The sequence below is a fragment of the Variovorax sp. J2P1-31 genome, assembly GCF_030317215.1.
Taxonomy (GTDB): Bacteria; Pseudomonadota; Gammaproteobacteria; order Burkholderiales; family Burkholderiaceae_C; genus Variovorax.
The window spans coordinates 394,132-416,348 of record NZ_JASZYA010000002.1 but is presented as its reverse complement, the minus strand read 5'-3'; the positions used below and the strand labels follow the sequence as shown (position 1 = coordinate 416,348).

17 protein-coding genes are annotated in these 22,217 nt (G+C 69.6%); 6 read left to right on the top strand and 11 right to left on the bottom strand.

Features of this window, described 5'->3' with window-relative positions; all coding sequences use genetic code 11:
- Positions 1 to 13 precede the first annotated feature (13 nt).
- From QTI20_RS13045 to QTI20_RS13030, 4 genes are all read right to left on the bottom strand, one after another.
- A complete protein-coding gene (locus QTI20_RS13045; RefSeq protein WP_286551433.1) occupies positions 14 to 1,141 on the bottom strand; it encodes a TIGR03364 family FAD-dependent oxidoreductase in 1,128 nt (375 codons plus the stop codon).
- The gene (locus tag QTI20_RS13040) at positions 1,141 to 2,856 is read right to left on the bottom strand and encodes a putative 2-aminoethylphosphonate ABC transporter permease subunit (protein ID WP_286551431.1); all 1,716 of its coding nucleotides are present in this window, start codon (positions 2,854 to 2,856) and stop codon (positions 1,141 to 1,143) included. Before QTI20_RS13040 ends, QTI20_RS13045 begins: the two co-directional genes overlap by 1 nt.
- A 2-nt stretch (positions 2,857 to 2,858) precedes the next feature.
- Entirely contained in the window at positions 2,859 to 3,932 is a 1,074-nt protein-coding gene (locus QTI20_RS13035; protein WP_286551429.1) for an ABC transporter ATP-binding protein, read from the bottom strand.
- Between the two features lie 132 nt (positions 3,933 to 4,064).
- Entirely contained in the window at positions 4,065 to 5,099 is a 1,035-nt protein-coding gene (locus tag QTI20_RS13030; protein ID WP_286551428.1) for a putative 2-aminoethylphosphonate ABC transporter substrate-binding protein, read from the bottom strand.
- A 270-nt stretch (positions 5,100 to 5,369) separates the two neighbouring features.
- Here QTI20_RS13030 and QTI20_RS13025 point away from each other — a divergent pair, with 270 nt between their 5' ends.
- Complete coding sequence (locus QTI20_RS13025) at positions 5,370 to 7,157, top strand: ABC transporter ATP-binding protein/permease (protein WP_286551426.1); 1,788 nt, start codon at positions 5,370 to 5,372, stop codon at positions 7,155 to 7,157.
- On the opposite strand, the gene queC is transcribed toward QTI20_RS13025, so the two are convergent.
- The gene (queC, locus tag QTI20_RS13020; protein WP_286551424.1) at positions 7,142 to 7,843 is read right to left on the bottom strand and encodes a 7-cyano-7-deazaguanine synthase QueC; all 702 of its coding nucleotides are present in this window, start codon (positions 7,841 to 7,843) and stop codon (positions 7,142 to 7,144) included. The genes QTI20_RS13025 and queC overlap by 16 nt on opposite strands.
- A 236-nt stretch (positions 7,844 to 8,079) precedes the next feature.
- On the opposite strand from queC, the gene QTI20_RS13015 reads away from it, so the two are divergent.
- The 3 genes from QTI20_RS13015 (at position 8,080) to QTI20_RS13005 (ending at position 11,890) form a co-directional block, all read left to right on the top strand.
- Entirely contained in the window at positions 8,080 to 9,546 is a 1,467-nt protein-coding gene (locus tag QTI20_RS13015; RefSeq protein WP_286551423.1) for an alkaline phosphatase, read from the top strand.
- Between the two features lie 32 nt (positions 9,547 to 9,578).
- On the top strand, positions 9,579 to 11,102 hold the full coding sequence (locus tag QTI20_RS13010; RefSeq protein WP_286551422.1) for an alkaline phosphatase: 1,524 nt from the start codon (positions 9,579 to 9,581) through the stop codon (positions 11,100 to 11,102).
- Positions 11,103 to 11,239: 137 nt separating this feature from the next.
- On the top strand, positions 11,240 to 11,890 hold the full coding sequence (locus QTI20_RS13005; RefSeq protein WP_286551421.1) for a hypothetical protein: 651 nt from the start codon (positions 11,240 to 11,242) through the stop codon (positions 11,888 to 11,890).
- Between the two features lie 31 nt (positions 11,891 to 11,921).
- Here the strand turns inward: QTI20_RS13005 and QTI20_RS13000 are convergent, their stop codons facing one another.
- The 6 genes from QTI20_RS13000 to QTI20_RS12975 all read right to left on the bottom strand — a co-directional run bounded on the left by QTI20_RS13000 (position 11,922) and on the right by QTI20_RS12975 (position 17,200).
- Entirely contained in the window at positions 11,922 to 12,281 is a 360-nt protein-coding gene (locus QTI20_RS13000; protein WP_183028925.1) for a hypothetical protein, read from the bottom strand.
- 92 nt (positions 12,282 to 12,373) lie between these two features.
- Positions 12,374 to 12,757: a roadblock/LC7 domain-containing protein gene (locus tag QTI20_RS12995; protein WP_183028926.1), complete on the bottom strand. Its 384-nt coding sequence runs from the start codon at positions 12,755 to 12,757 to the stop codon at positions 12,374 to 12,376.
- A complete protein-coding gene (locus QTI20_RS12990; protein WP_286551414.1) occupies positions 12,754 to 13,299 on the bottom strand; it encodes a GTP-binding protein in 546 nt (181 codons plus the stop codon). The genes QTI20_RS12995 and QTI20_RS12990 overlap by 4 nt, the downstream gene beginning before the upstream one ends.
- A complete protein-coding gene (locus QTI20_RS12985) occupies positions 13,296 to 13,988 on the bottom strand; it encodes a hypothetical protein (RefSeq protein ID WP_286551412.1) in 693 nt (230 codons plus the stop codon). Before QTI20_RS12985 ends, QTI20_RS12990 begins: the two co-directional genes overlap by 4 nt.
- A gap of 459 nt (positions 13,989 to 14,447) precedes the next feature.
- Positions 14,448 to 14,918, bottom strand: coding sequence for a cyanophycin metabolism-associated DUF1854 family protein (locus tag QTI20_RS12980; RefSeq protein WP_286551410.1), 471 nt, complete (start codon positions 14,916 to 14,918; stop codon positions 14,448 to 14,450).
- The gene (locus QTI20_RS12975) at positions 14,918 to 17,200 is read right to left on the bottom strand and encodes a cyanophycin metabolism-associated ABC transporter (RefSeq protein ID WP_286551407.1); all 2,283 of its coding nucleotides are present in this window, start codon (positions 17,198 to 17,200) and stop codon (positions 14,918 to 14,920) included. The genes QTI20_RS12980 and QTI20_RS12975 overlap by 1 nt, the downstream gene beginning before the upstream one ends.
- 127 nt (positions 17,201 to 17,327) lie before the next feature.
- On the opposite strand from QTI20_RS12975, the gene QTI20_RS12970 reads away from it, so the two are divergent.
- Entirely contained in the window at positions 17,328 to 19,580 is a 2,253-nt protein-coding gene (locus QTI20_RS12970) for a cyanophycin synthetase (protein WP_286551405.1), read from the top strand.
- A gap of 40 nt (positions 19,581 to 19,620) precedes the next feature.
- A complete protein-coding gene (cphA, locus tag QTI20_RS12965; RefSeq protein WP_286551403.1) occupies positions 19,621 to 22,212 on the top strand; it encodes a cyanophycin synthetase in 2,592 nt (863 codons plus the stop codon).
- Positions 22,213 to 22,217: the final 5 nt, after the last annotated feature.

Below are 22,217 nucleotides of genomic sequence, written 5' to 3'. Positions count from 1 at the left end.
GCGGCCGTCGGGGCTACCAGGCTTCGAAGACGTCGTGCGCGATGCCGAAGCCGGTGCTCGCGCCGCTGCCGCTGGTGACCAGCACCACGCGCGTGGCGTCGTCGGGCGCATCGATCACGCAGGGTGTGGTCTTCGACGAGGGGTAGACGCCGGTCCAGCGCTCGGTGACCTGCGCGGCCTCGAGGTTCAGCGTGCTGCGCAGGTGGCGCAGGATGAGCTGGTCGACCGCCTCCATCGCGAAGGGCTCGGGCGCGTCGGCGTAGTGGTGCGAATCGCCGACCACCAGCGAGCCGTCGGCGCTCTGCACCACGATCAGGTGGATGCCGTGCGCCAGCGACGCCGCCTCTTCGTCCTGCAGCCGCGCGCGCAGCGCCGCGGCTTCGGGCAGCGTGCTGTAGCCCTCGTAGCGCACCAGGCTCAGGTCCGTCATCACCGCGCCCGGCAGGCGGAAGCCGGCTTCGGGTTGGACGCGCAACATCTGCAGGCGGCACAGCGTGAGGTCCTGCGCGGCGATGCGATCGGCGAACAGGCCGTGCAGTTCGGCGTGGGTGCAGACCACCACGCGCTCGGCGTGCAGTGTGCCGCGCGACGTGCGCACCCGCGGCGTATCGACCTCGTGCACGCTTTCGCCGAAGCGGAACACGACGCCATGCGCTTCGGCCAGCCACTTCGTGAGCAGGCCGATGGCGGTGCGCGATTCGACGCGCAGCTCGTGCGGGCTGAACAGCACCGACTGCGCATCGGCCAGGCGCAGGGCCGGCGCCCTGGCCTGTGCATCGTCTGCGTCGAGCAGATCGCAGCCTTCGCCCATCGGCGTGCGCAGGAAGGCTTCGAGCACCGCGTGCGCCTCCGGCCGACAGGCCGCCAGCCAGAGGTGGCGGTGCACGATGTCGATGCCGGCCTGCGGTGCGACCGCGTTCCACACCGCGCGGCTGTGCATCGCCCGCCGCCACATGTCGCCCGGCGCCTGGCCGGTGACGGTGATGAAGCCGAAGTTGCGGATCGATGCACCGACGGCGGCCGCATCGCGCTCGACCACGCAGACCTGGAGGCCGCGCTGCGCCGCGGTGTAGGCATGGGCCAGGCCGACGATGCCGGCGCCGACGACGATCAGGTCGAAGTGTTGGGTGGCGTCGGGCATCAGCGGCGTCTCCAGGCCTGGGTGCGTCGGATCGCCCAGTGCCCCGCGAGCGCGAACACGCCCCGGCCGATGGCCGCGGTCAGCATGATCAGCGAGGCCATGGCCGCGGCGGGCGCGACGTCGCCGGCATCGTCCATGTTGAGCACGGCGATGGCGGCCAGCGTGGTCTGCGGCGAATAGAGGAACACGACGGCCGAGACGGTGGTCATCGCGTTGACGAAGAAGTAGCCGCCCACGTTGAGCACCGTGGGCAGCGCCACCGGCAGGTGCACCCGCCACAGCGTGCGCCAGAAGGGCACGCCCATCGACTCCGACACCAACTCGTACTCGCGGTCGAGCTGCCGCAGCGCGGTGAGCGAGGTCAGGTGCGCCACCGAGAAGAAGTGCGCGACCGTGCACACCACCAGGATGGTCATGCTGCCGTAGATGGCGCGCAGCGGGTTCGACGGCGAGATGAAGAAGAAGATGTAGCCCACGCCCAGCACCAGCCCCGGCACCGCCAGCGGCAGGTTGGCCAGCAGGTTGAGCAGCTCGCGCAGCAGGCCGAAGTGGCGTGGCTTCTCGACCAGGTAGGCCGAGACGAAGGTGAGCAGCGCGCCCGCCACCGCCGCGCACATGGCCAGGCGCAGCGAGTTGAAGTAGCTGCCCCAGCCGCCGCCGTCCATGTTGCTGAAGTCGTAGTTCTTCAGCGAGGGCGTGAGCTTGTAGGGCCAATAGGTGGCCAGCGAGGCGAACACGGCCATGCCGATCATCACCAGGATCGCGAGCGCCGTGAACACGCAGAAGGCCAGCAGCGCGCGGTCGCGCGCGCGCACCGGCTCGGGCTGGTAGGGCGTGGCGCGCGCCGACAGCGCCGCGGCCTGCCGGCTGCGCACGCGGCGCTCGACCAGGAAGGACAGCACCGCCGGGATCAGCAGCACCAGCCCGACCACCGCGCCCATCTGGAAGTTCTGCTGGCCCACCACCTGCTTGTAGATGTCGGTCGCGAGCACGCCGGTCTGGCCGCCCACCACCTTGGGCACGCCGAAGTCGGTGATGACCAGCACGAACACCACCATCGCGGCCACGATCAGGCCATAGCGCGAAGCCGGCAAGGTGACCGTGCGGAAGATGCGCCAACGTGAGGCACCCATGGTCTGCGCGGCCTCGTAGAGCCGGCCGTCGGAGGTGGCCATGGCGGTGGTGAGGATCAGCAGCGCATGCGGCAGCGTCCAGAACACCGAGCCCAGCACGATGCCCAGCGGCCCGTAGATCGACACCTCGCCCAGCAGCCCCTTGAACAGGCCCTGGTTGCCGAACAGGTAGACCAGGCTGATGGCCGGCAGCAGCGACGGCGCGAGCAGCGGCACCAGCGCCACCGCGCGCAGCAGGCCCCTGGCCGGCATGCACGACAGCGTGAGGCCGTAGGCGTAGACATAGGCGATGGCCGTGCAGATCACCGCGCTGATCGCCGCCAGCCAGAGGCTGTTGAAGGCCGACTGCACCAGCGCGGGGTTGTCGAGGTAGCGCGCGAAGTTGGCCAGGCCGACGAAGGCGCCCGCGCGGTCGAAGAAGCTCTGGCCGACCAGCGCGCCGACGGGCAGCGCGACGATCACGACCAGCAGGAGCACGACCAGCAGAACGGCCGCGCCCGTGATCCAGCGTTCGCGATCGAACGCGCTGCTGCGCGCTATCGCCACCGGCGGTACGGCGACGGCGTCCGGAAGACTGCTCATGCTCAATGCGCCAGAACGGACAGTGCGTTCAGGGGAAGCTGGATGTGCACCATGCTGCTGGGCACCAGCGGCTCGCCGCCATCGCCGCGCGCATCGGCCGGGAGCTCGACCTCGATCTCGGTGCCCAGCGCTTCGCAGGCCAGTCGCGCCGAGGTGCGGTGGCCGAAGAACTCGGTGTCGAGCAGGCGGGCCGCGAAGCTGTTGACGCCCAGCTCGGAACCGAAGCGTGAGACCACCACGTGCTCGGGCCGGATGCCCACGGTGGCCTGCGCGCCGACGCCGAGCCCGCCCGGCGCGCAGAACAGTTCGCTGTCGCGCACGCGCACCTTGCCGTCGGCCAGCACGGTCGCGGGCAGCATGTTCATCCGGCCCACGAAGCCCGCGACGAAGCGGGTGCGCGGCTGGCGGTAGAGCTCGCCGGGCGTGCCGGCCTGCGCGATGCGGCCGTTGTGCATCAGCACCACGCGATCGGCCATCGACAGTGCTTCCTCCTGGTCGTGCGTGACCATGATGGTGACGATGCCCAGGCGCTTCTGCAGCGCGCGGATCTCGCTGCGCAGGCTGGCGCGCACCTGCGCGTCGAGCGCGGACAGCGGCTCGTCGAGCAGCAGCAGGCGCGGGTTGGGTGCCAGGGCACGCGCCAGCGCCACGCGCTGCTGCTGCCCGCCCGAGAGCTGCACCGGGTACTTGTCGGCATGCGCGGCGAGCCCGACCAGGTCGAGCATCTCGCGCGAACGCCTGGCCATCTCGCGCGCCAGCGCGCCCGTGGGGTGCAGGCCGTAGGCGATGTTCTGCGCGGCCGTGAGGTTGGGGAACAGCGCGTACGACTGGAACACCACGCCGAAGCCGCGCGCCGCGGGCGGCAGGCCCGCGATGTCCTGGCCGCCCAGCAGGATCTGGCCGCGGTCGGCGCGCTCGATGCCGCAGACGATGCGCAGCAGCGTGGTCTTGCCGCAGCCCGAGGGGCCGAGCAGGCAGACGAACTCGCCGGGCTCGATGTCGAGATCGATGCCGTCGAGCACGCGGGTGGCGCCGAAGGACTTGCCGATGCCGCGCAGGGAAAGGAAAGCGGTCATTTCAATGGACTTCCGGACGCAGAGGCCTCGCAAAAGACGCAAAGGAAGACAAGGGAATTCTTCTTGAATTTGCTTTTTCTGCGTCTTCTGCGCGATCTTTGCGCTCTCTGCGTCCGGCCATCCGGGTTCTCATCAACCCGGCTTCTTTTCCGACTTCGACTCGTAGCGCTTCGACCATTCGGTCAGGATGCGCTCGCGGTTGGCCGCGGCCCAGGTGAAGTCGTTCTTGGCCAGCAGCTTCTCGACGTCGCCCGGCACGAACTCCAGCTTCTCCTGCACGCCCGGCAGCGCCAGCACCGCGAAGTTCTTCGCGTAGAGCTCGTTGGCCTGCTTGGTCACGGCCCAGTCGGCCAGCGCCTTGGCGGCGTCCTGCTTCTTGCTGGTCTTGAGGATGCCGGTGGCTTCCATGTCCCAGCCCAGGCCTTCCTTGGGCAGTACGATGTCGATCGGGGCGCCGTCGCGCTTGGTCTTGTTGGCGCGGTATTCGAAGGACATGCCGAGCGCGAACTCGCCCGCGCCGGCCTGGCGGCAGGGCTTGCTGCCCGACTGGCTGTAGATGCCGATGTTCTGGTGCAGCGCGTCCATGTACTTCCAGGCCTTGTCCTCACCCATCATCTGGATCCAGCCCGAGACCATCAGGTAGCCGGTGCCCGAGGCGGCCGGGTTGGGCATCGTGACCTGGCCCTTGTAGACCGGGTTGGTCAGGTCCGCCCAGCTGGTGGGCTTGGGCAGGTTCTTCTTCTGCGCCTCGACGGTGTTGAAGCAGATGGCCGAGGACCACACGTCCATGCCGACCCACTTGGGCGGGTTGGCCGGGTCGCGCATGGTGGGCTTGATGGCGTCCAGGCCCTTGGGCGCGTAGGGCTGGAGCATGCCTTCCTTGTCGAGCAGCATCAGCGAGGTGGCGGCCAGGCCCCAGACCACGTCGGCCTGCGGGTTGGCCTTCTCGGCCAGCAGCTTGGCGGTGACGATGCCGGTCGAGTCGCGCACGAACTTCAGTTCGATCGCCGGGTTCTCCTTCTCGAATGCGGCCTTGTAGGCCTGCACCTGGTCGGCTTCGAGCGCGGTGTAGACCAGCAGCTCGGTGCGGCCCTGCGCGGCCACGGTGAAGGCCATCGAGAGCAGGGCGGCCGGCACGAGGGCCCAGCGAAAAGAACGACGCAGCATGTGGGGAGTCCCTAGGAAAGAAGGAGGGGACGTGCGCGAAGCACGCGGACACGGGTCAACGCGGCGATGCTCGCAGTGCCATGTGACAGAGATTTGTCAGGCGCGTGACCGGTGTCTTGCGCGCTCCGGCCGCTCGCCTGTCATGCCGGCGTCACCGCATCAATGCCCGGACGAGCGCATCGGCGCACGCTTTCAGCCCCGGCTAAGGATTCGCGCCCTACCATGGGCGCCTCACGATGTTCGGCGCACGACGCCAGCGAGGGAATCCGCATGTCTCCATCCATCTCGGCGCGTGCCGGCAGCTTTGCCCAGGTGCTCCGGCGCGTCTTCACGCTCGCGGCGCCCTACTTCCGCTCGGAAGAGAAATGGCGCGCCCGCGCGATGCTGCTGTGCATCGTCGCGCTGAACCTGTTGTTCGTGTATGTGGCCGTGCTGGGCAACCAGTGGTATGGCCGCTTCTACGATGCGCTGCAGAACAAGGACTCGGTGGTCTTCTGGCACGAGGTGGGCATCTTCGGCTGGATCGCCTTCGCCAACATCGCGGTGCAGGTGCTCAAGTTCTATGTGACGCAGCTGCTCCAGCTGCGCTGGCGGGCCTGGATGACGCGCAGCTACCTGTCGCGCTGGATGGCGGACCGCACCTTCTACCACCTGGAGCTCGCCCGCTATGCGGCCAAGGACAGCCACACGCCGGACAACCCCGACCAGCGCATCCAGGAGGACATGCAGATCTTCACCAGCGCCACGATGACGCTGTCGATGGGCCTGCTGAACGCGGTGGTGACGCTGATGAGCTTCATCGGCCTGTTGTGGGCGCTGTCGGGCAGCTTCTCGTTCAGCTTCCACGGCACCACCTACCAGGTCGTCGGCGCGATGGTCTGGGTGGCGCTCGGCTACTCCATCGTCGGCACCGCCATCACGCACTTCATCGGCCGCCCGCTGATCGGGCTGAACTTCAGGCAGCAGCGCTACGAGGCCGACTTCCGCCACCACCTGGTGCGGGTGCGCGAGTACAGCGAGGCCATCGCATTGGACAAGGGCGAGACGGTCGAGCGCGAGCGGCTCGAGCTGCGCTTCGGCGAGGTGCTGCGCAACTACCTGGCGCTGATCAAGCAGCAGAAGAACCTGGTCACCTTCACCTCCTTCTTCGGGCAGGCGGCGGTGATCTTTCCGTTCCTGGTGGCCGGGCAGCAGTACTTCGGCGGCGCCTTCCAGCTCGGCCACCTGATGCAGATCAGCTCGGCCTTCGGCAAGGTGCAGGAGTCGCTCAGCTGGTTCGTCGACAACTACGACAGCGTGGCCGTATGGCGCGCCACCACCGACCGCCTGACCAGCTTCGACGACGGCATGCGCGCCCATGCGGAGCGCGAAGACGGCCTGCAGCGCACGCCCGCGGCCGTGCTGCACACCGAGGATCTCGCGGTGGCCCTGCCCAACGGCACGCCGCTGCTGGCCGGCGCCGCGCTCGCGGTGAAGCCCGGCGACAGCGTGCTGCTGCAGGGCCCGTCGGGCAGCGGCAAGTCGACGCTGTTCCGCGCCTTCGCCGGCATCTGGCCCTTCTCCAAAGGCCGGATGCAGGTGCCCGACAACGTGGCCTTCATGCCGCAGCGCCCCTACGTGCCCGACGGCAAGCTGCGCGACGCGCTGACCTACCCCCACCCGGCCGCCGACTTCGGCGACGACCAGCTGCGGCAGGCCCTGAACGACGCCCTGCTGCCCGACCTCGCCACGCGCCTCGACGACAGCGACGCCTGGAGCCAGAAGCTCTCGGGCGGCGAACAGCAGCGGCTGGCCATCGCGCGCGTGCTGCTCAAGAAACCGGCCTGGCTGTTCGCCGACGAGATCACCAGCGCGCTGGACGCGCAGGCCGAAGGCGTGCTCTACCAGCGGCTGTCGGACACGGTGAAGGCCGCGGGCGGTGCGATGGTGTCGATCGCGCACCGCGCGGCCGTGGGCGATTTCCACAACCAGCGCTGGACGCTGGTGCCGCAGCAGGACGGCGACGCCGGCGGCGCGCGTTACCGGCTGAACACCACGACGGTTCAGCCGGCGGCGTAGCGCGCCCAGCCGGTCTTGCGAAGTTCGCAGGCCGGGCAGTTGCCGCAGCCGTAGCCCCAGGCGTGGCGGTGGCTGCGGTCGCCCTGGTAGCAGGTGTGGGTCTCCTCGACGATCAGCTCGACCAGCGCATCGCCGCCGAGCCGGTGGGCCATGGCCCAGGTCTGGGCCTTGTCGATCCACATCAGCGGCGTCTCGATCACCAGCCGGCGGTCGAGCCCGAGCGACAGCGCGAGCTGCATCGCCTTCATGGTGTCGTCGCGGCAGTCGGGGTAGCCCGAGTAGTCGGTCTCGCAGACGCCGGTGACGATCACCTGCAGGCCGCGGCGGTAGGCCAGCGCGCCCGCGAGCGCGAGGAACAGCAGGTTGCGCCCGGGCACGAAGGTGTTGGGCAGGCCGTCGGCCTGCATCGCGAACGCCACCTCCTCGGTCAGCGAGGAACCGCCGAGCTGCGACAGCGCATCGACCGTCAGCAGGTGGTCCTCGCCCAGGCGCGGCGCCCAGTCCGGAAAGCGTTCGGCGATGCGCTCGCGCACCGTGCGGCGCACGTCGAGTTCCACGCGGTGGCGCTGGCCGTAGTCGAAGCCCAGGGTCTCGACGCGCTGGTACTTCGCCAGCGCGTCGGCCAGGCAGGTGGTCGAGTCCTGGCCGCCGGAGAACAGGACGAGGGCGGTGGTGTGCACGGGCATTTCCTTCAACGGCCGGGCCGCTGCATTCAAAGCCGCGATTTTCGCAGGCCGTGCCATGCGCCTGCACGCCGCACATGACAAGCCGACGACCGGCGCCGCCTATCTTTTTCGCCAGGCCGTGAACTTCCGTGCGGGATCCGACTCGTCACGGACCGGTCATCTGCGGTCTCTAGATTCCCGCCTCGGAACAGGTGCGCGCCGCGCGCACCACCCGAACAACCATCCGAGGGAGTCGCATGACCCAACGCTTCATTGCCCCAGCGCTGCTGGGCGTTTCACTGCTGCTGTCCGCCTGCGGCGGCAGCAACCAGGGCCCGCAGCTGCAACCGCCGCCGACGACGCCGACGCCGCCCGTGGCGCAGACGCCGAAGAACGTGCTGTTCTTCCTGGGCGACGGCATGGGCATCACGACCATGACCGCCGCGCGCATCTACAAGGTCGGCGAGGACGGCGACCTGACGATGGACACGCTGCCCGAGACGGCCTTCGTCCACACCTATTCGAACGACGCCCAGGTCACCGACAGCGCCCCCTCGATGTCGGCCTACATGACCGGCGTCAAGATGAACAACGAAGTCATCTCGATGACGCCCGACACCAAGGCCACCGATGCCGCGGGCAAGGCCTACCACGTCAATTTCGACAGCACCTGCCCGCCGACCAACGGCCAGGCCGTCGAGACGCTGCTCGAACAGAGCAAGGCCAAGGGCTACGCCACCGGCGTGGTGACCACCACGCGCATCACCCACGCCACGCCCGCCGCGACCTATTCGCACGTCTGCCACCGCGACGCCGAGAACACCATCGCCGCGGCGCTGGTGCCGGGCGGCAGCGGCTTCAACGGCAAGCTGGGTGACGGCATCGACGTGCTCTTTGGCGGCGGCACCGACTACTTCCTGTCCAAGGAAGCGGGCGGCAAGCGCACCGACAAGCGCGACCTGATCGCCGAGCTCAAGACCGCCAAGTACAGCTTCGCCGCCGACAAGGCCGCCTTCGACAAGCTGCCGGTGGACGGCAGCACCAAGATCGTCGGCCTGTTCACCAAGAGCCACATGGCCTACGACCTGGACCGCGCCGCCGACAAGGAACCGAGCCTGGCCGAGATGACCGGCAAGGCCATCGACGCGCTGGCTGCGCGCAAGAAGGGCTTCTTCCTGATGGTCGAAGGGGGCCGCATCGACCATGCGCTGCACGCCACCAACGCGCGCCGCGCGCTGCACGACACCGGCGCCTTCGACGACGCCATCAAGCTCGCGCTCGACAAGATGCAGGCGGTCGACCCGGGGCTGAAGAACACGCTGGTGGTGGTCACGGCCGACCACGACCACACGCTGCAGCTCAACGGCTATGCCGCGCGCACCGGCAAGACCGAGACCGGCAAGCCGGGCGTGCTGGGCCTGGTCAAGGACTATGTCGACACCAGCAAGACCAGCAAGGACGTCGAAGGCAACCCCTACACCATCATCGGCTTCGGCAATGGCCCGGTTCGACTGGCCACGCGTGGCGCCATCGACAGCACGGCCCTGGAGAACAAGGACTACCGCCAGGAAGCCGTGGTCCCGACCGACCCCACGAGCGACTCCGAAACCCACGGCGGTGCCGACGTGTTCCTCGGCGCGCAGGGCCTGGGCGCGGACAACTTCTCCGGCGTCCTCACCAACACCGACGTGTTCGGCCTGATCAAGAAGGCGGTCGGCCTGTGAGTGGCAAGCGCCGCGCACCGACGAACACAACCATGAACACGACCATGAACCGCACCAATCGCACCACCCGCCTGGCCGCCGCCCTCGTTTGCGCCGCCGCCGGCACGCTGGCCTTCGGCGCCCACGCCGCCGGCGAAGCCAAGAACGTGATCTTCTTCCTCGGCGACGGCATGGGCCCGGTCACCGTGACCGCCGCGCGCATCTACAAGGGCGAGAAGCAGCTGGCCGCCAAGCCCGGCTCGCTGGCGAGCTCCGAGCGCGCCAACCTCGTGATGCAGTCGCTGCCCTATGCGGCCCGCGTGAAGACCTTCTCGCTCGACGGCCAGACCACCGACAGCGCACCCTCGATGGCCGCCTACATGACGGGCGTGAAGATGCGCAACGAGGTGATCTCGATGTCGAGCGACACCGTCGCGGTCGACAGCGCCGGCAAGCAGTACATCGACGGCGAGAACACCACCTGCCCGCCCACCAACGGCAAGGCCGCCGACACGCTGCTCGAGCTGGCCAAGGCCAAGGGCCGGGCGGTCGGCGCGGTGTCGACCACGCGCGTCGGCCATGCCACGCCGGCCACCACCTACGCCCACATCTGCAACCGCAACGGCTACAACACCATCGCCGAGCAGAGCGTGCCGGGCCATGCCAACTACAACCCCAAGCTGCTCGACGGCATCGACGTGCTGATGGGTGGCGGCCAGCGCAACTACCTGGTCGGCGCCGGCACCAAGCGCACCGACGGCGTGGACCTGGTGGCCGCGATGAAGGCCAAGGGCTATGCCTACGTCGACACCGGCACCAAGCTCAAGGCCGTCGACACGGCCGCCACGGGCAAGCTGCTGGGCCTGTTCTCGCCCAGCGAAATGGCCTACGAGCTGGACCGCGTGAAGCAGAATCTCGACCAGCCCAGCCTCTCGGACATGACCGAGAAGGCACTGGGCGTGCTGAGCAAGAACGACAAGGGCTTCTTCCTGATGGTCGAGGGCGGCCGCATCGACCACGCGCTGCACGGCACCAACGCCAAGCGCGCGCTGGAAGACACGCTGGCCTTCGACGCGGCCATCCAGACCGCGCTGGACATCATGAACAAGAAGGACCCGGGCCTGAAGAACACGCTGGTGGTGGTCACGGCCGACCATGACCACGCGATGGCCTTCAACGGCTACCCGAAGATCGGCAACCCGATCCTGGGCCTGGTCAACGGCTATGCCGACGGCAAGCCGACCAAGGCCGCGGACGGCAAGCCCTACACCACGCTGGTGTTCGGCAACGGCGGCCGTCCCAACGCCACGCCTTCGAGCCAGGTCAACGCCGAAGACGGCAACAAGCCCTGGATCGCGCCCGCACGCGGCCCGGTGCGCGACGACCAGAGCGCGATGGACACCACCGACGACAACTACCTGCAGGAAGTCGGCATCAACCTCGGCACGCCCGGCGCGGAAACCCACGGCGGCGGCGACGTGATGCTGTTCGCGGGCGGCGCGGGCTCGAAGCTGTTCAAGGGCACCGTGGAGAACACCAAGGTGTTCAACAAGGTTCGGGAAGCGGCCGGCCTGTGAACAAGCTCACCCCCAGTCTTCGCGCACTGCGTGTCGCTTCGCCAACCCCCTTCCAGGGGGCGATGCCAGCGGCCCGGCAAAGCCGGTTCCGCGGCATCCCTGGCCTGGGGCTGGCGGCCTTTCTCGCAGTCGTTCCATTGGCGGGAATTGCCGCGGGCGACGCTGCCGCGCCCGACCAGAACCTGCGCATCAGCCACCACGTGCTGACGATCGGCAAGGACGGCGTGCAGCGCGAGAGCCGCTACGCCGACCTGATGTTCCGGCGCGCCGATTCGGTGTGGGTCGAGCGCGAGCTGCCGCCGGCGCTGCGCGAGGACCATGCGCACGAAGCCCGCGAGGGCAAGGTGCACATCGGCCACGCCCATGCCGACAACACCGCCGCGCCGCTGTGGGTGCGGCGCGATGCGGGCGGCAAGGTGCAGGTGGGGATGGTGCTGCGCCAGCAGCGCAAGCTGATCGAGGTCGATGCCGCCAACTACGGCAACGTCGGCTACAACGGCTCCTGGGCCAACGCCTACTGGCTGGTCGACCCGGCGAGCCTGAAGCGCATGAAGGACCTGGGCGCGGCCGGCAAGGGCGTGCAGCGCTACGAGCTGCAGCAGGGCGAGAGCACGCTGCGCATCGACTGGGACGTGGCGGGCCGCTATGCGCGCCGGATCGAGCAGCGCAACGCGCACGGCACCTCGCTCAACGTGATGACCGCCGCGGCCATCCCGGCGCCGAAGACGCTGCCCTGGCAACCGGTCGGCGGCTACGAGCGCGGCGAGTACTCCGACCTGCTGGACTGAACGGCCGGGCGGCCGTTCTTCGGCCGCCCTTTCAGATCACCAGGTCCTGCTCGACGCTCAGCACCTTGCGCCGGGCCAGCGCCAGGTTCGACTTGGCCTTGTCGAGCACCACGTAGAGGAACAGGCCCTCCTGCTTCACCATCGGACGCAGGATGTGGTACTGCTTTCCGAGCGTGATCAGGATGTCCTCGATCGCGTCGTTGATGCCCAGCGAGCGCATCGTCTTGAGCTTGGCACGCACGACTTCGGTGTTGCCCGCGGCAGCCACCTCGAGGTCGAGGCCCGAGCCGATCTGGCCCAGGATCATCCCGCTGTCCGAGTCCACCAGGGCGGCGCACATGGCGCCGTCGCTGGTCATCAGGTCTTCCATGGATTGCTTGATGGTTGCCATTTCATTTCCTCGTTGAGTTCATCGCCCGTTGAAAAAGCCGCCGCCCGGGCGAGAAATGGGCGCCGGCGATCGATGTGTGCGCGACGCCGCGTTCAGGCCTGCGCCAGCGTGCGCGCCGCCTGCTTGGCGAAGTACAGGACCTGGCCGATGACCGCGTCGCGCCCGGCGACCACGCTCACGATCAGGTCCACCTCGCGATGGCGCGCCTGCACCATCACCACATGGCCGTGGGCCGCCTCCACCGTCACGCTGGTGCAGGCGCCGAGGTTGCTTTCCTCGCCCGACAGCGAGCCCAGCGCCGCCAGCGAACTGGCCACCGCCGACAGCTGCGCCACCTTGGCGGTGTTCTCGATCCGGCCCGTGACCTCGAAGCCGTCCTCGGTGGACACCACCACCGCCCGCACGCCCTTGACCTCGCGCATGAGACTGTCGACGGCGGCCTGGGCGACCGCATGGATGTGGGGAGGGATGTTCATGCGCGCAGGTCCGACAGGGACCGGGATTCGAGCTGGAGAAGAAGGAGGTCGAGCAGCTGCAGCACCTGCGCGCGCTCGCGCACGTCGACCGGCAGCACCGGGCACACCACGCCGCGCGCGGCCATGTGGCGGCCGTGGGCGTCGATGTCGGGCGACGCATGGGTCTCGGTGCGGCCGATGCCCACCACGCAGGCCGAACGCCCGATCAGGTCGGCGAAGCCGTCGAGGTAGACATCGAGATCGGCCAGCGGATCGGGGCGGCTGTTGTCGATCAGGATCACCAGGCCGAGCGCGCCGCGGGCCAGGATGTCCCACATGAACGCGAAGCGCGACTGCCCCGGCGTGCCGTACAGCCGCAGGCGCTCGCCGTTGTCCAGCGTGAGCTCGCCGTAGTCGAGGCCGACGGTGGTGGTGGCCTTGGCCACCGATGCGTCGGTGTTGCGCACGTCGGTGCTCAGGGGACCGATCTCGCTGACCGCGGCGATGGCCGTGGTCTTGCCGGCACCCATGGTTCCGGAAAAAAGGATCTTGTGTTCGATCATGAGGCGAGGCCCGGCCGCAGGCCGAGGCGGCGGCGGATGCGCGCGAACAGGCCCGGCAGCGCGGGCACGGGCGCCGGGGCGCTCGTGGCTGCGGCCGCGCGCGGCGCGTCGCTGCGCAACAGCTCAGCGCGCTGCAGCTCGTGGAGGAAGGCGAGGCAGACCGAGCGCTCGGCGCAGCCGCGCAGGTGCAGTTGCGTCACGGTGCAGGGCCGGCTGACCAGCAGGGTCGCCAGCGCCAGCCGGCCCGGTCCGCGCAGCAGCTCCGAGGGCGGCCAGCGCGTCAGCTGGAAGGCCTGCTCGTCGTCCAGGATCGGTACCGCCGCCCGCGCCTCGGCGCGCTGGCGGGCTTCGACGATGGCCGCGCCGGCGCGGTTGAGCGCCTGCTCGAGCGCTTCGGGATTCAAGGGCAGGCTCAGTTCGTGGGCGCCCGATCCGGCGCGAGCGGCCCGCAGGACGGTCGGCGGCGGCCCGTCGCCCGCGGCCGCCCCCGACACCGCGGCCAGGCCGCCGAGGCCCTCGCCCGCGATCAGCAGGTCGCAGCGCGCGGCATGGAAGCTCCATTGGTGCTGCGTGCGGTGATCGAGCAGGCGCACCAGGGATTTCAGCAGCAGCTCGTCACGCGGGGCCAGCCCTTCGACGCTCAGGCCCAGCGAGGGCCTGCGCAGTGCCGCGGTGGCTGCGTCCGTCATCTGTGGCCCCGCCCCCCGCCCTGCGCCCGATCGCTCGACCGGTCGAAACGCGTGCGGATGGCAATGGGAAAAAGGACTGAATTCATAACGACTGGAAACAATTATCAGCCTTTCGTTACACGCTGGCGCTATTGAAGCGTGCTTTTTTGCGTCCTTTTTCTCAATTCCGAAGCCTGTAAAAGCTTCGTGGATCTAATGTTTTTTGATTACATCCTAAAGGCCAAGTTTTCCCCTGGAAAACGCTTTGAAGTGCACCACTTCTCCTCGTAGCAGATGGAAATGCAATGTCATTTCAATGAATTGAGGCATTGCATACAGACCCCTCAATTCAGGCCAAAAAAGAATTGGAAAGTTTTCATTCGGGCCAAAGAAAACGGCGAGCGACCTGTGCACGGTCGGACTCGCCGAATGATTTTTTTCTTGACGCACCGGTCGCCACGCGCGGCCGGCCGCCGCACCTCAGAGAAAACGCTCGAGCAGCTTGCGCGAAGGCCGGTCCAGCGTCTTGGGATCGGCGATCCGGAACTGCACGCCGTGGGCGCTGGCGATCAGCAGCGCGCCGTCGGCCAGCCGGCGGATGTCTTCCTCGGCCTTGAGCACGAAGCTCGTCGGGCCGCGGTCGGTGTCCACGCGCCAGGTGCTGGGCACGCCGAAGCTCGACACCGCATGCAGCTTCAGCAGCGCGGGCGCGAAATCGCGGGCCGCGAGGTCCTCGTCGAGCAGCGCGCGCATCGCGGGCGGCAGCTCGTCGAGCCGGTCGATCCAGAGCCGCTCGCGGCCGTCGGCGCCCACCAGCGACAGGCCGGCCTGCGGCGCGCTGAGCGGGAAGGCGCGCACCGGCACGATGCCCTCGTGGCGCTGGCCCTCGGCATCGGTCAGCACCAGGCGGCCGAAGGCGTCGCGCGCGAGCTGGAAGTCGGGGGTTGTCATCACGCCTCTCCCGCGGGGTGGGCCGCATGGTTCTGGTTCGACAGCAGCGCCACGGCCACCGCGGCGCGCTCGGCCACGGCACCGTCGCTGGCCTCCTCGTCGGCCTGGCGCAGCTGCGCCTGGTAGAGCCGCCAGTAGGCGCCCTGCTTCTCCATCAGCACATCGTGCGGGCCGACCTCGACCACCTCGCCGCGGTCCATCACGACCAGCCGGTCGGCCTTGCGCAGCGTCGACAGCCGGTGCGCGATGGCGATGGTGGTGCGGCCCTTCACCAGGTTGTCGAGCGCCTTCTGGATCTCCTTCTCGGTCTCGGTGTCGACCGCCGAGGTGGCCTCGTCGAGGATCAGGATGCGCGGGTCGATCAGCAGCGCGCGCGCGATGCTGATGCGCTGGCGCTCGCCGCCCGACAGGCCCTGGCCGCGCTCGCCCACCAGCGAGTCGTAGCCGTGCGGCAGGCGCAGGATGAAGTCGTGCGCATGGGCCGCGCGCGCGGCCGCGACGATCTCCTCGCGCGTGGCCTCGGGCTTGCCGTAGGCGATGTTCTGCGCGATGGTGCCGAAGAACAGGAAGGGCTCCTGCAGCACCAGCCCGACGTGGCGCCGGTAGTCGGCCACGGCGAAGCGGCGGATGTCGGTGCCGTCGACCTTGATCGCGCCGTCGGTCACGTCGTAGAAGCGGCAGATCAGGTTGACCAGCGTGCTCTTGCCCGAGCCGCTGTGGCCCACCAGGCCGATCATCTCGCCGGGCTGGATCACCAGGTCGAGGTCGCGGATCACCGCGCGCGAGCCGTAGCGGAAGCCCACGTCGGCCAGCTCGATGCGGCCCGAGGGCCGGGCGACCTTGACCGGGTTGAGCGGCTCCGGCACGTTGCTCACGTGGTCGAGGATGTCGAAGATGCGCTTGGCGCCGGCCGCGGCCTTCTGCGTGACCGAGACGATGCGGCTCATCGAGTCGAGCCGGGTGTAGAAGCGGCCGATGTAGGCGATGAAGGCGGTCAGCACGCCCACCGTGATGCTGCCGCGCGCCACCTGCCAGATGCCGAAGCCCCAGACCACCAGCAGCCCGATCTCGGTCAGCAGCGACACGCTGGGCGTGAACAGCGACCAGGTCTTGTTGAGCTTGTCGTTGACCTGCAGGTTGTAGGCGTTGGCGGCATGGAAGCGGTCGGCCTCGCGCTTTTCCTGTGCGAAGGCCTTGACCACGCGGATGCCCGGGATGGTGTCGGCCAGCACGTTGGTGACCTCGCTCCACACCCGGTCGATCTTCTCGAAGCCGGTGCGCAGCCGGTCGCGCACCACGTGGATCATCCAGGCGATGAAGGGCAGCGGCACCAGCGTGACCACCGCCAGCAGCGGGTTGATCGAGAACAGGATCACCGCCGTCATCACGATCATCAGCACGTCGGTCAGGAAGTCGAGCGCGTGCAGCGAGAGGAAGACGTTGATGCGGTCGGTCTCGGAGCCGATGCGCGCCATCAGGTCGCCGGTGCGCTTGCCGCCGAAGTAGTCCAGCGGCAGCGTCAGCAGGTGCTCGTAGGTGGTGGTGCGCAGGTCGGCACCGATGCGCTCGGACACCAGCGCCAGCAGGTAGGTGCGGGCCCAGCCCAGGCCCCAGCCGGCCAGCGCGGCCGTGAGCAGCGCGCCCAGGAACAGCGCGACCTTGCTCATGGCGATCTGGTGGCCGTTCTGGAACGGGATCAGGATGTCGTCCATCAGCGGGATGGTCAGGTAGGGCGGCACCAGCGTGGCGGCGGTCGAGGCCAGCGTGAGCAGGAAGCCGGCGATCAGCTGCTTGCGGTAGGGCTTGGCGAAGCGGCCCAGGCGCAGCAGCACCCAGGTGGAAGGCGGCGCGGCCGACGCGGTTTCGGCGGGCAGTTCGTCCGCGTCGACCGGCTCTGTCGCCAGCGCGACACTGCCGGCCCGCTGGCCCAGCAACTTGAACAGGCGCAGCGCGTCCGCTTGCTGTGCCAAGGTGTAACGCCAGCGCGCCAGATGGCCGGCATCGCTTTGCAGGTCGATGGTGCCGACGCCCGCGTGATCGCTCAGCTGCATGGAAAGTCCGGCTGTTGTGAGCGCCCACTCACGCCAAACCCCCTCTGCGGATCGGGCCAGCAGGCGCCGATCGCTGAGGGCCAGCAGCCCTTGTGCAAACCGAAGTTCGCCGTCAAGGTCAACCGTGAGCGTCGCCAGAACGTTTTCCGCGACTGAGAGCCGGCTTTTCAGCGCTTCTGAAACCGGCCCCGCTTCGCCCTCCGGGGTGCCGATTGGATCGTGATGTTGCATTGTCTTTCTGTGTCTCTGGTCCTCGCCGAACCACGCCAAGGTGCCCGCCCGGCGCCGATTCTGATCGATCGCCATGGGCGCGCCTGAGGGCGCCCGCGTGCTCGGCCCAAGCACAACGAACGTTTCCATGACCTGTTTCGACGACATCCGACTGCTCCGTACCCGTTATTTGCGCGGCCCGAACCTCTGGACCTACCGTCCGGTGCTCGAGGTCTGGCTCGACCTGGGCCGGCTCGAGGACTTCCCCTCCAACCTGGTGCCCGGCTTCACCGAGCGCCTGACCACCCTGCTGCCGGCGCTGATCGAGCACCACTGCGGCGTGGGCGAGCGCGGCGGCTTCATCCAGCGCCTCAACGAAGGCACCTGGGCCGGCCATGTGCTCGAGCACGTGGTGATCGAGTTGCTGAACCTGGCCGGCATGCCGACCGGCTTCGGCCAGACCCGCAGCACCTCGCAGCACGCGGTCTACCGGATGGTGTTCCGCGCCCGCGACGAGCAGGTCGCGCGCGTCGCGCTGGCCGAGGGCCATCGCCTGCTGATGGCCGCCATCAACAACACGCCCTTCGACGCCGCCGACGTGCAGCGCGCGGTCGACGTGGTCAAGGCCAAGGTCGAGGACTGCTACCTGGGCCCGAGCACCGCGGCCATCGTGGGCGCGGCCACCGACCGCGGCATTCCGCACCTGCGCCTCAACGGCGGCAACCTGGTGCAATTGGGCTACGGCGCGAGCCAGCAGCGCATCTGGACCGCCGAGACCGACCACACCAGCGCCATCGGCGAATCGATCGCCAGCGACAAGGAACTGACCAAGTCGCTGCTGCAGAGCTGCGGCGTGCCGGTGCCCGAAGGCCAGGTGGTCGAGAGCGCCGAGGAAGCCTGGGAAGCGGCCGAGGACATCGGCCTGCCGGTGGTGGTCAAGCCCTCCGACGCCAACCACGGCCGCGGCGTCTCGCTCGAACTCACGACGCGCGAAGAAGTCATGGCCGCCTTCGCGGTGGCCGAGCCCGAAGGCAGCGATGTGATGGTCGAGCGCTTCGTGCGCGGCCACGAGCACCGCCTGCTGGTGGTCGGCGGCCAGGTGGTCGCGGCGGCGCGCGGCGACATCATCACCGTGACCGGCGACGGCGTCTCGACCGTGGCCGCGCTGATCGACAGCCAGCTCAACAGCGACCCGCGCCGCGGCGCCGAGGAAGAGTTCCCGCTCGACGTGATCGACGTCGCGACCGACGCCAAGCTGCAGCTCGAACTGCAGCGCCAGGCGCTCGACGGCCAGGCCGTGCCGGCCAAGGGCCGGGTCGTGACGATCCAGCGCAGCGGCAACCTGGGCGTGGACTGCACCGACCAGGTCCATCCCGAAGTGGCCCATGCGGCCGTGCTGGCCGCGCGCGTGGTCGGCCTGGACATCGCCGGCATCGACTTGGTGGCCGAGGACATCTCGCGGCCGCTGGCGGCCCAACGCGGCGCGATCGTCGAAGTCAACGCCGGCCCGGGCCTGCTGATGCACCTGAAGCCGGCGGTCGGCTCGCCTCGCCCCGTGGGCCGCGTGATCTGCGAGCACCTGTTCCCGGATGGCGACGACGCCGAACTGCCCGGCCGCATCCCCGTGGTCGGCGTGGCCGGCTCGCGCGACACCGCGGTGCTGGCACGCCTGCTGGCCTGGCTCACCGGCCTGGGCGGCCGCTACACCGGCCTGGCCTGCGGCGACGGCCTGTTCCTCGAGCGCCGCCGCGTCGACGCCCGCCCCAGCGCCAACTGGGAAGCCGGCCACCGGCTGCTGGTCAACCGCTCGGTGCAGGCCGTGGTGATCGAGAACGGCGCCGCCTCGATCCTGCGCGACGGCCTGGCCTACGACCGCTGCCAGGTCGGCATCGTGACCGACCTCGACGGCGCCGAGGCGCTGGCCGAGTTCGACATCACCGAGAGCGACCAGATGGTCCGGGTGCTGCGCACCCAGGTCGACGTGGTGCTGCCCCAGGGCACCGCCGTGCTGAACGCCGCCGACCCGCGCGTGGCCGCGCTGGCGCCGCTGTGCGACGGCGCCGTGATCCTCTATGCGGCCGACCCGCAGGCCGCCGCGCTGGCGCCGCACCGCGCCGAGGGCGGCCGGGCCGTGCTGGTGCGCCAGGACCGCGTGGTGCTGGCCAACGGCACCAGCGAATCCTTCCTGCCCGGCCTGGGCCGGCTCACGGTCTGGCGCGCCACGCACGCGGGCGTCAGCCTCGACGTGCTGCTGGCCGCGGTCGCCGCCGCCTGGGCGCTGGGCATTCCGCTCAACCTGATCGGTGCCGGCGCCGAGGCCTTCGAGGCCGACCTGCAAGCCGCCCTCGCCTCCCTGCAGCTGTCGCAGAGCGCACCCCAGCCCGAGCCCCAATTCGCCTGATGAATCGACGGCCTTCGATGGCCGCAAAGGTTTCACCGCCATGCAAGTCACCCGCATCCGCGCCCTGCGCGGCCCCAACCTCTGGAGCCGTCACACGGCCATCGAAGCCGTCGTCGCCTGCCACGGCGCCGAGAACGCGATCGAGCAGCTGCCCGGTTTCGAAGCCCGGCTGCGCGCGCTGTTCCCGACCATCGGCGAACTGCACCCGATGGTGCTGGGCCAGCCGCTGGCGCTGGCCCATGTGCTGGAGAACGCCGTGATGGCGCTGCAGGCCCAGTCGGGCTGCAGCGTGGTCTTCGGCCGCACCACGCGCACCACCGAGGACGGCGTCTACCAGGTCGTGATGCAGTACTGCGAGGAGGCCGTGGGCCGGCGCGCGGTGAAGCTGGCCGAGGCGCTGATCGCCGCCGCGCTGGACGACGGCGCCTTCGACCTGCAGGCCGCGCTGGCCGAACTGCGCGACCTCGATGAATCCGAGCGCCTGGGCCCGAGCACCGGCTCGATCGTCGACGCGGCCGTGGCCCGCGGCATCCCCTACCGCCGGCTCACCCGCGGCAGCCTGGTGCAGTTCGGCTGGGGCTCGCGCCAGCGCCGCATCCAGGCGGCCGAGATCGACAGCACCAGCGGCGTGGCCGAGGCCATCGCGCAGGACAAGGAACTCACCAAGCAGCTGCTCAACGCGGCCGGCGTGCCGGTGCCGCTGGGCCGCCCGGTCAGCGACGCCGCCGACGGCTGGGCCGCCGCGCTCGAGATCGGCCTGCCGGTGGTGGTGAAGCCGCAGGACGGCAACCAGGGCAAGGGCGTGACGGTCAACATCGTGAGCCGCGAACAGCTCGACGCCGCCTACGCCTCGGCCGCGACCTACGGCGAAGTCATGGTGGAGAAATTCCTGCCCGGCTTCGACTACCGCCTGCTGGTGGTGGGCGACCGGCTGGTGGCCGCCGCGCGGCGCGATCCGCCGCAGGTGATCGGCGACGGCAGCGCCACGGTCCGGCAGCTGGTCGACACCGTCAACCTCGACCCGCGCCGCGGCGAGGGCCATGCGACCTCGCTGACCAAGATCCGGCTCGACGACATCGCGGTCGGCCGCCTCGAGGCCCAAGGCCTGACGCCCGACAGCGTGCCCGCGCTGGGCCAGCGCGTGGTGCTGCGCAACAACGCGAACCTCTCGACCGGCGGCACCGCCACCGACGTGACCGACACCGTGCACCCCGAGATCGCCGCGCGCGCGGTCGACGCGGCGCAGATGGTCGGCCTGCACATCTGCGGCGTCGACATGGTGTGCGAGAACGTGCTGCGTCCGCTGGAAGAGCAGCACGGCGGCGTGGTCGAGGTCAACGCCGCGCCGGGCCTGCGCATGCACATCTCGCCCTCGTTCGGCCGCGGCCGCGCGGTCGGCGAGGCGGTGATGGACACGCTGTTCGCGCACGGCGACGACGGCCGCATCCCGGTCGTGGCCGTGACCGGCACCAACGGCAAGACCACCACCGCGCGGCTGATCAACCACATCCTGGCCTCGAGCGGCCTGCGCACCGGCATGACCAACACCGACGGCGTGTGGGTCGACGGCCGCCAGACCGACAGCGGCGACTGCAGCGGCCCCAAGAGCGCGCGCAACGTGCTGCTGCACCCCGAGGTCGACGCGGCCGTGTTCGAGGTCGCGCGCGGCGGCGTGCTGCGCGAGGGCCTGGGCTTCGACCGCTGCCAGGTGGCGGTGGTGACCAACATCGGCAGCGGCGACCACCTCGGCCTGAACTACATCACCACGGTCGAGGACCTGGCGGTGCTCAAGCGGGTGATCGTGCGCAACGTGGCCGAGGCGGGCTACGCGGTGCTCAACGCCAGCGACCCCAACGTGGCCGCGATGGCGGCCGGCTGCCCCGGCGGCGTGATCTTCTTCAGCGTCGACCGCCAGCACCCGGTGATGGCCACGCACCGCGCGCAGGGCAAGCGCACCGTGCACATCGACGGCGATGCGCTGGTCGCGGCCGAGGGCTCGTGGCGCGAGCGCGTGCCGCTGCGCGACGTGCCGATCACCCGCAATGGCACCCTGCCCTTCCAGGTCGAGAACGTGATGGCCGCCACGGCCGCGGCCTGGGCCGTGGGCCTGGACTGGGACACCATCCGCAGCGGGCTGTCGAGCTTCATGAACGACGCGGCCGGCGTGCCGGGCCGCTTCAACGTGATGGAGTACAACGGCGCCACCGTGATCGCCGACTACGGCCACAACACCGACGCCATGAAGGCGCTGGTGGCCGCGGTCGACACCCTGCCGGCCCAGCGCCGCTCGGTGGTGATCAGCGGCGCCGGCGACCGGCGCGACTGCGACATCCGCGACCAGACCGCGATCCTGGGCGAAGCCTTCGACGACGTGATCCTCTACCAGGACGCGGCCCAACGCGGCCGCGCCGACGGCGAGGTGATGGCGCTGCTGCGCCAGGGCCTGCAGGGCGCGCGCCGCACCCAGCATGTGGAGGAGATCCGCGGCGAGTTCGTGGCCATCGACCGCGCGCTGGCGATGCTGCAGCCGGGCGACCTCTCGCTGATCCTGGTCGACCAGGTCGAGGAGGCGCTGGCGCACCTGGCGCAGCGCATCGCGGCCGGACGGGCGACCGCCGTGCAACCGGCCTAGGCGCG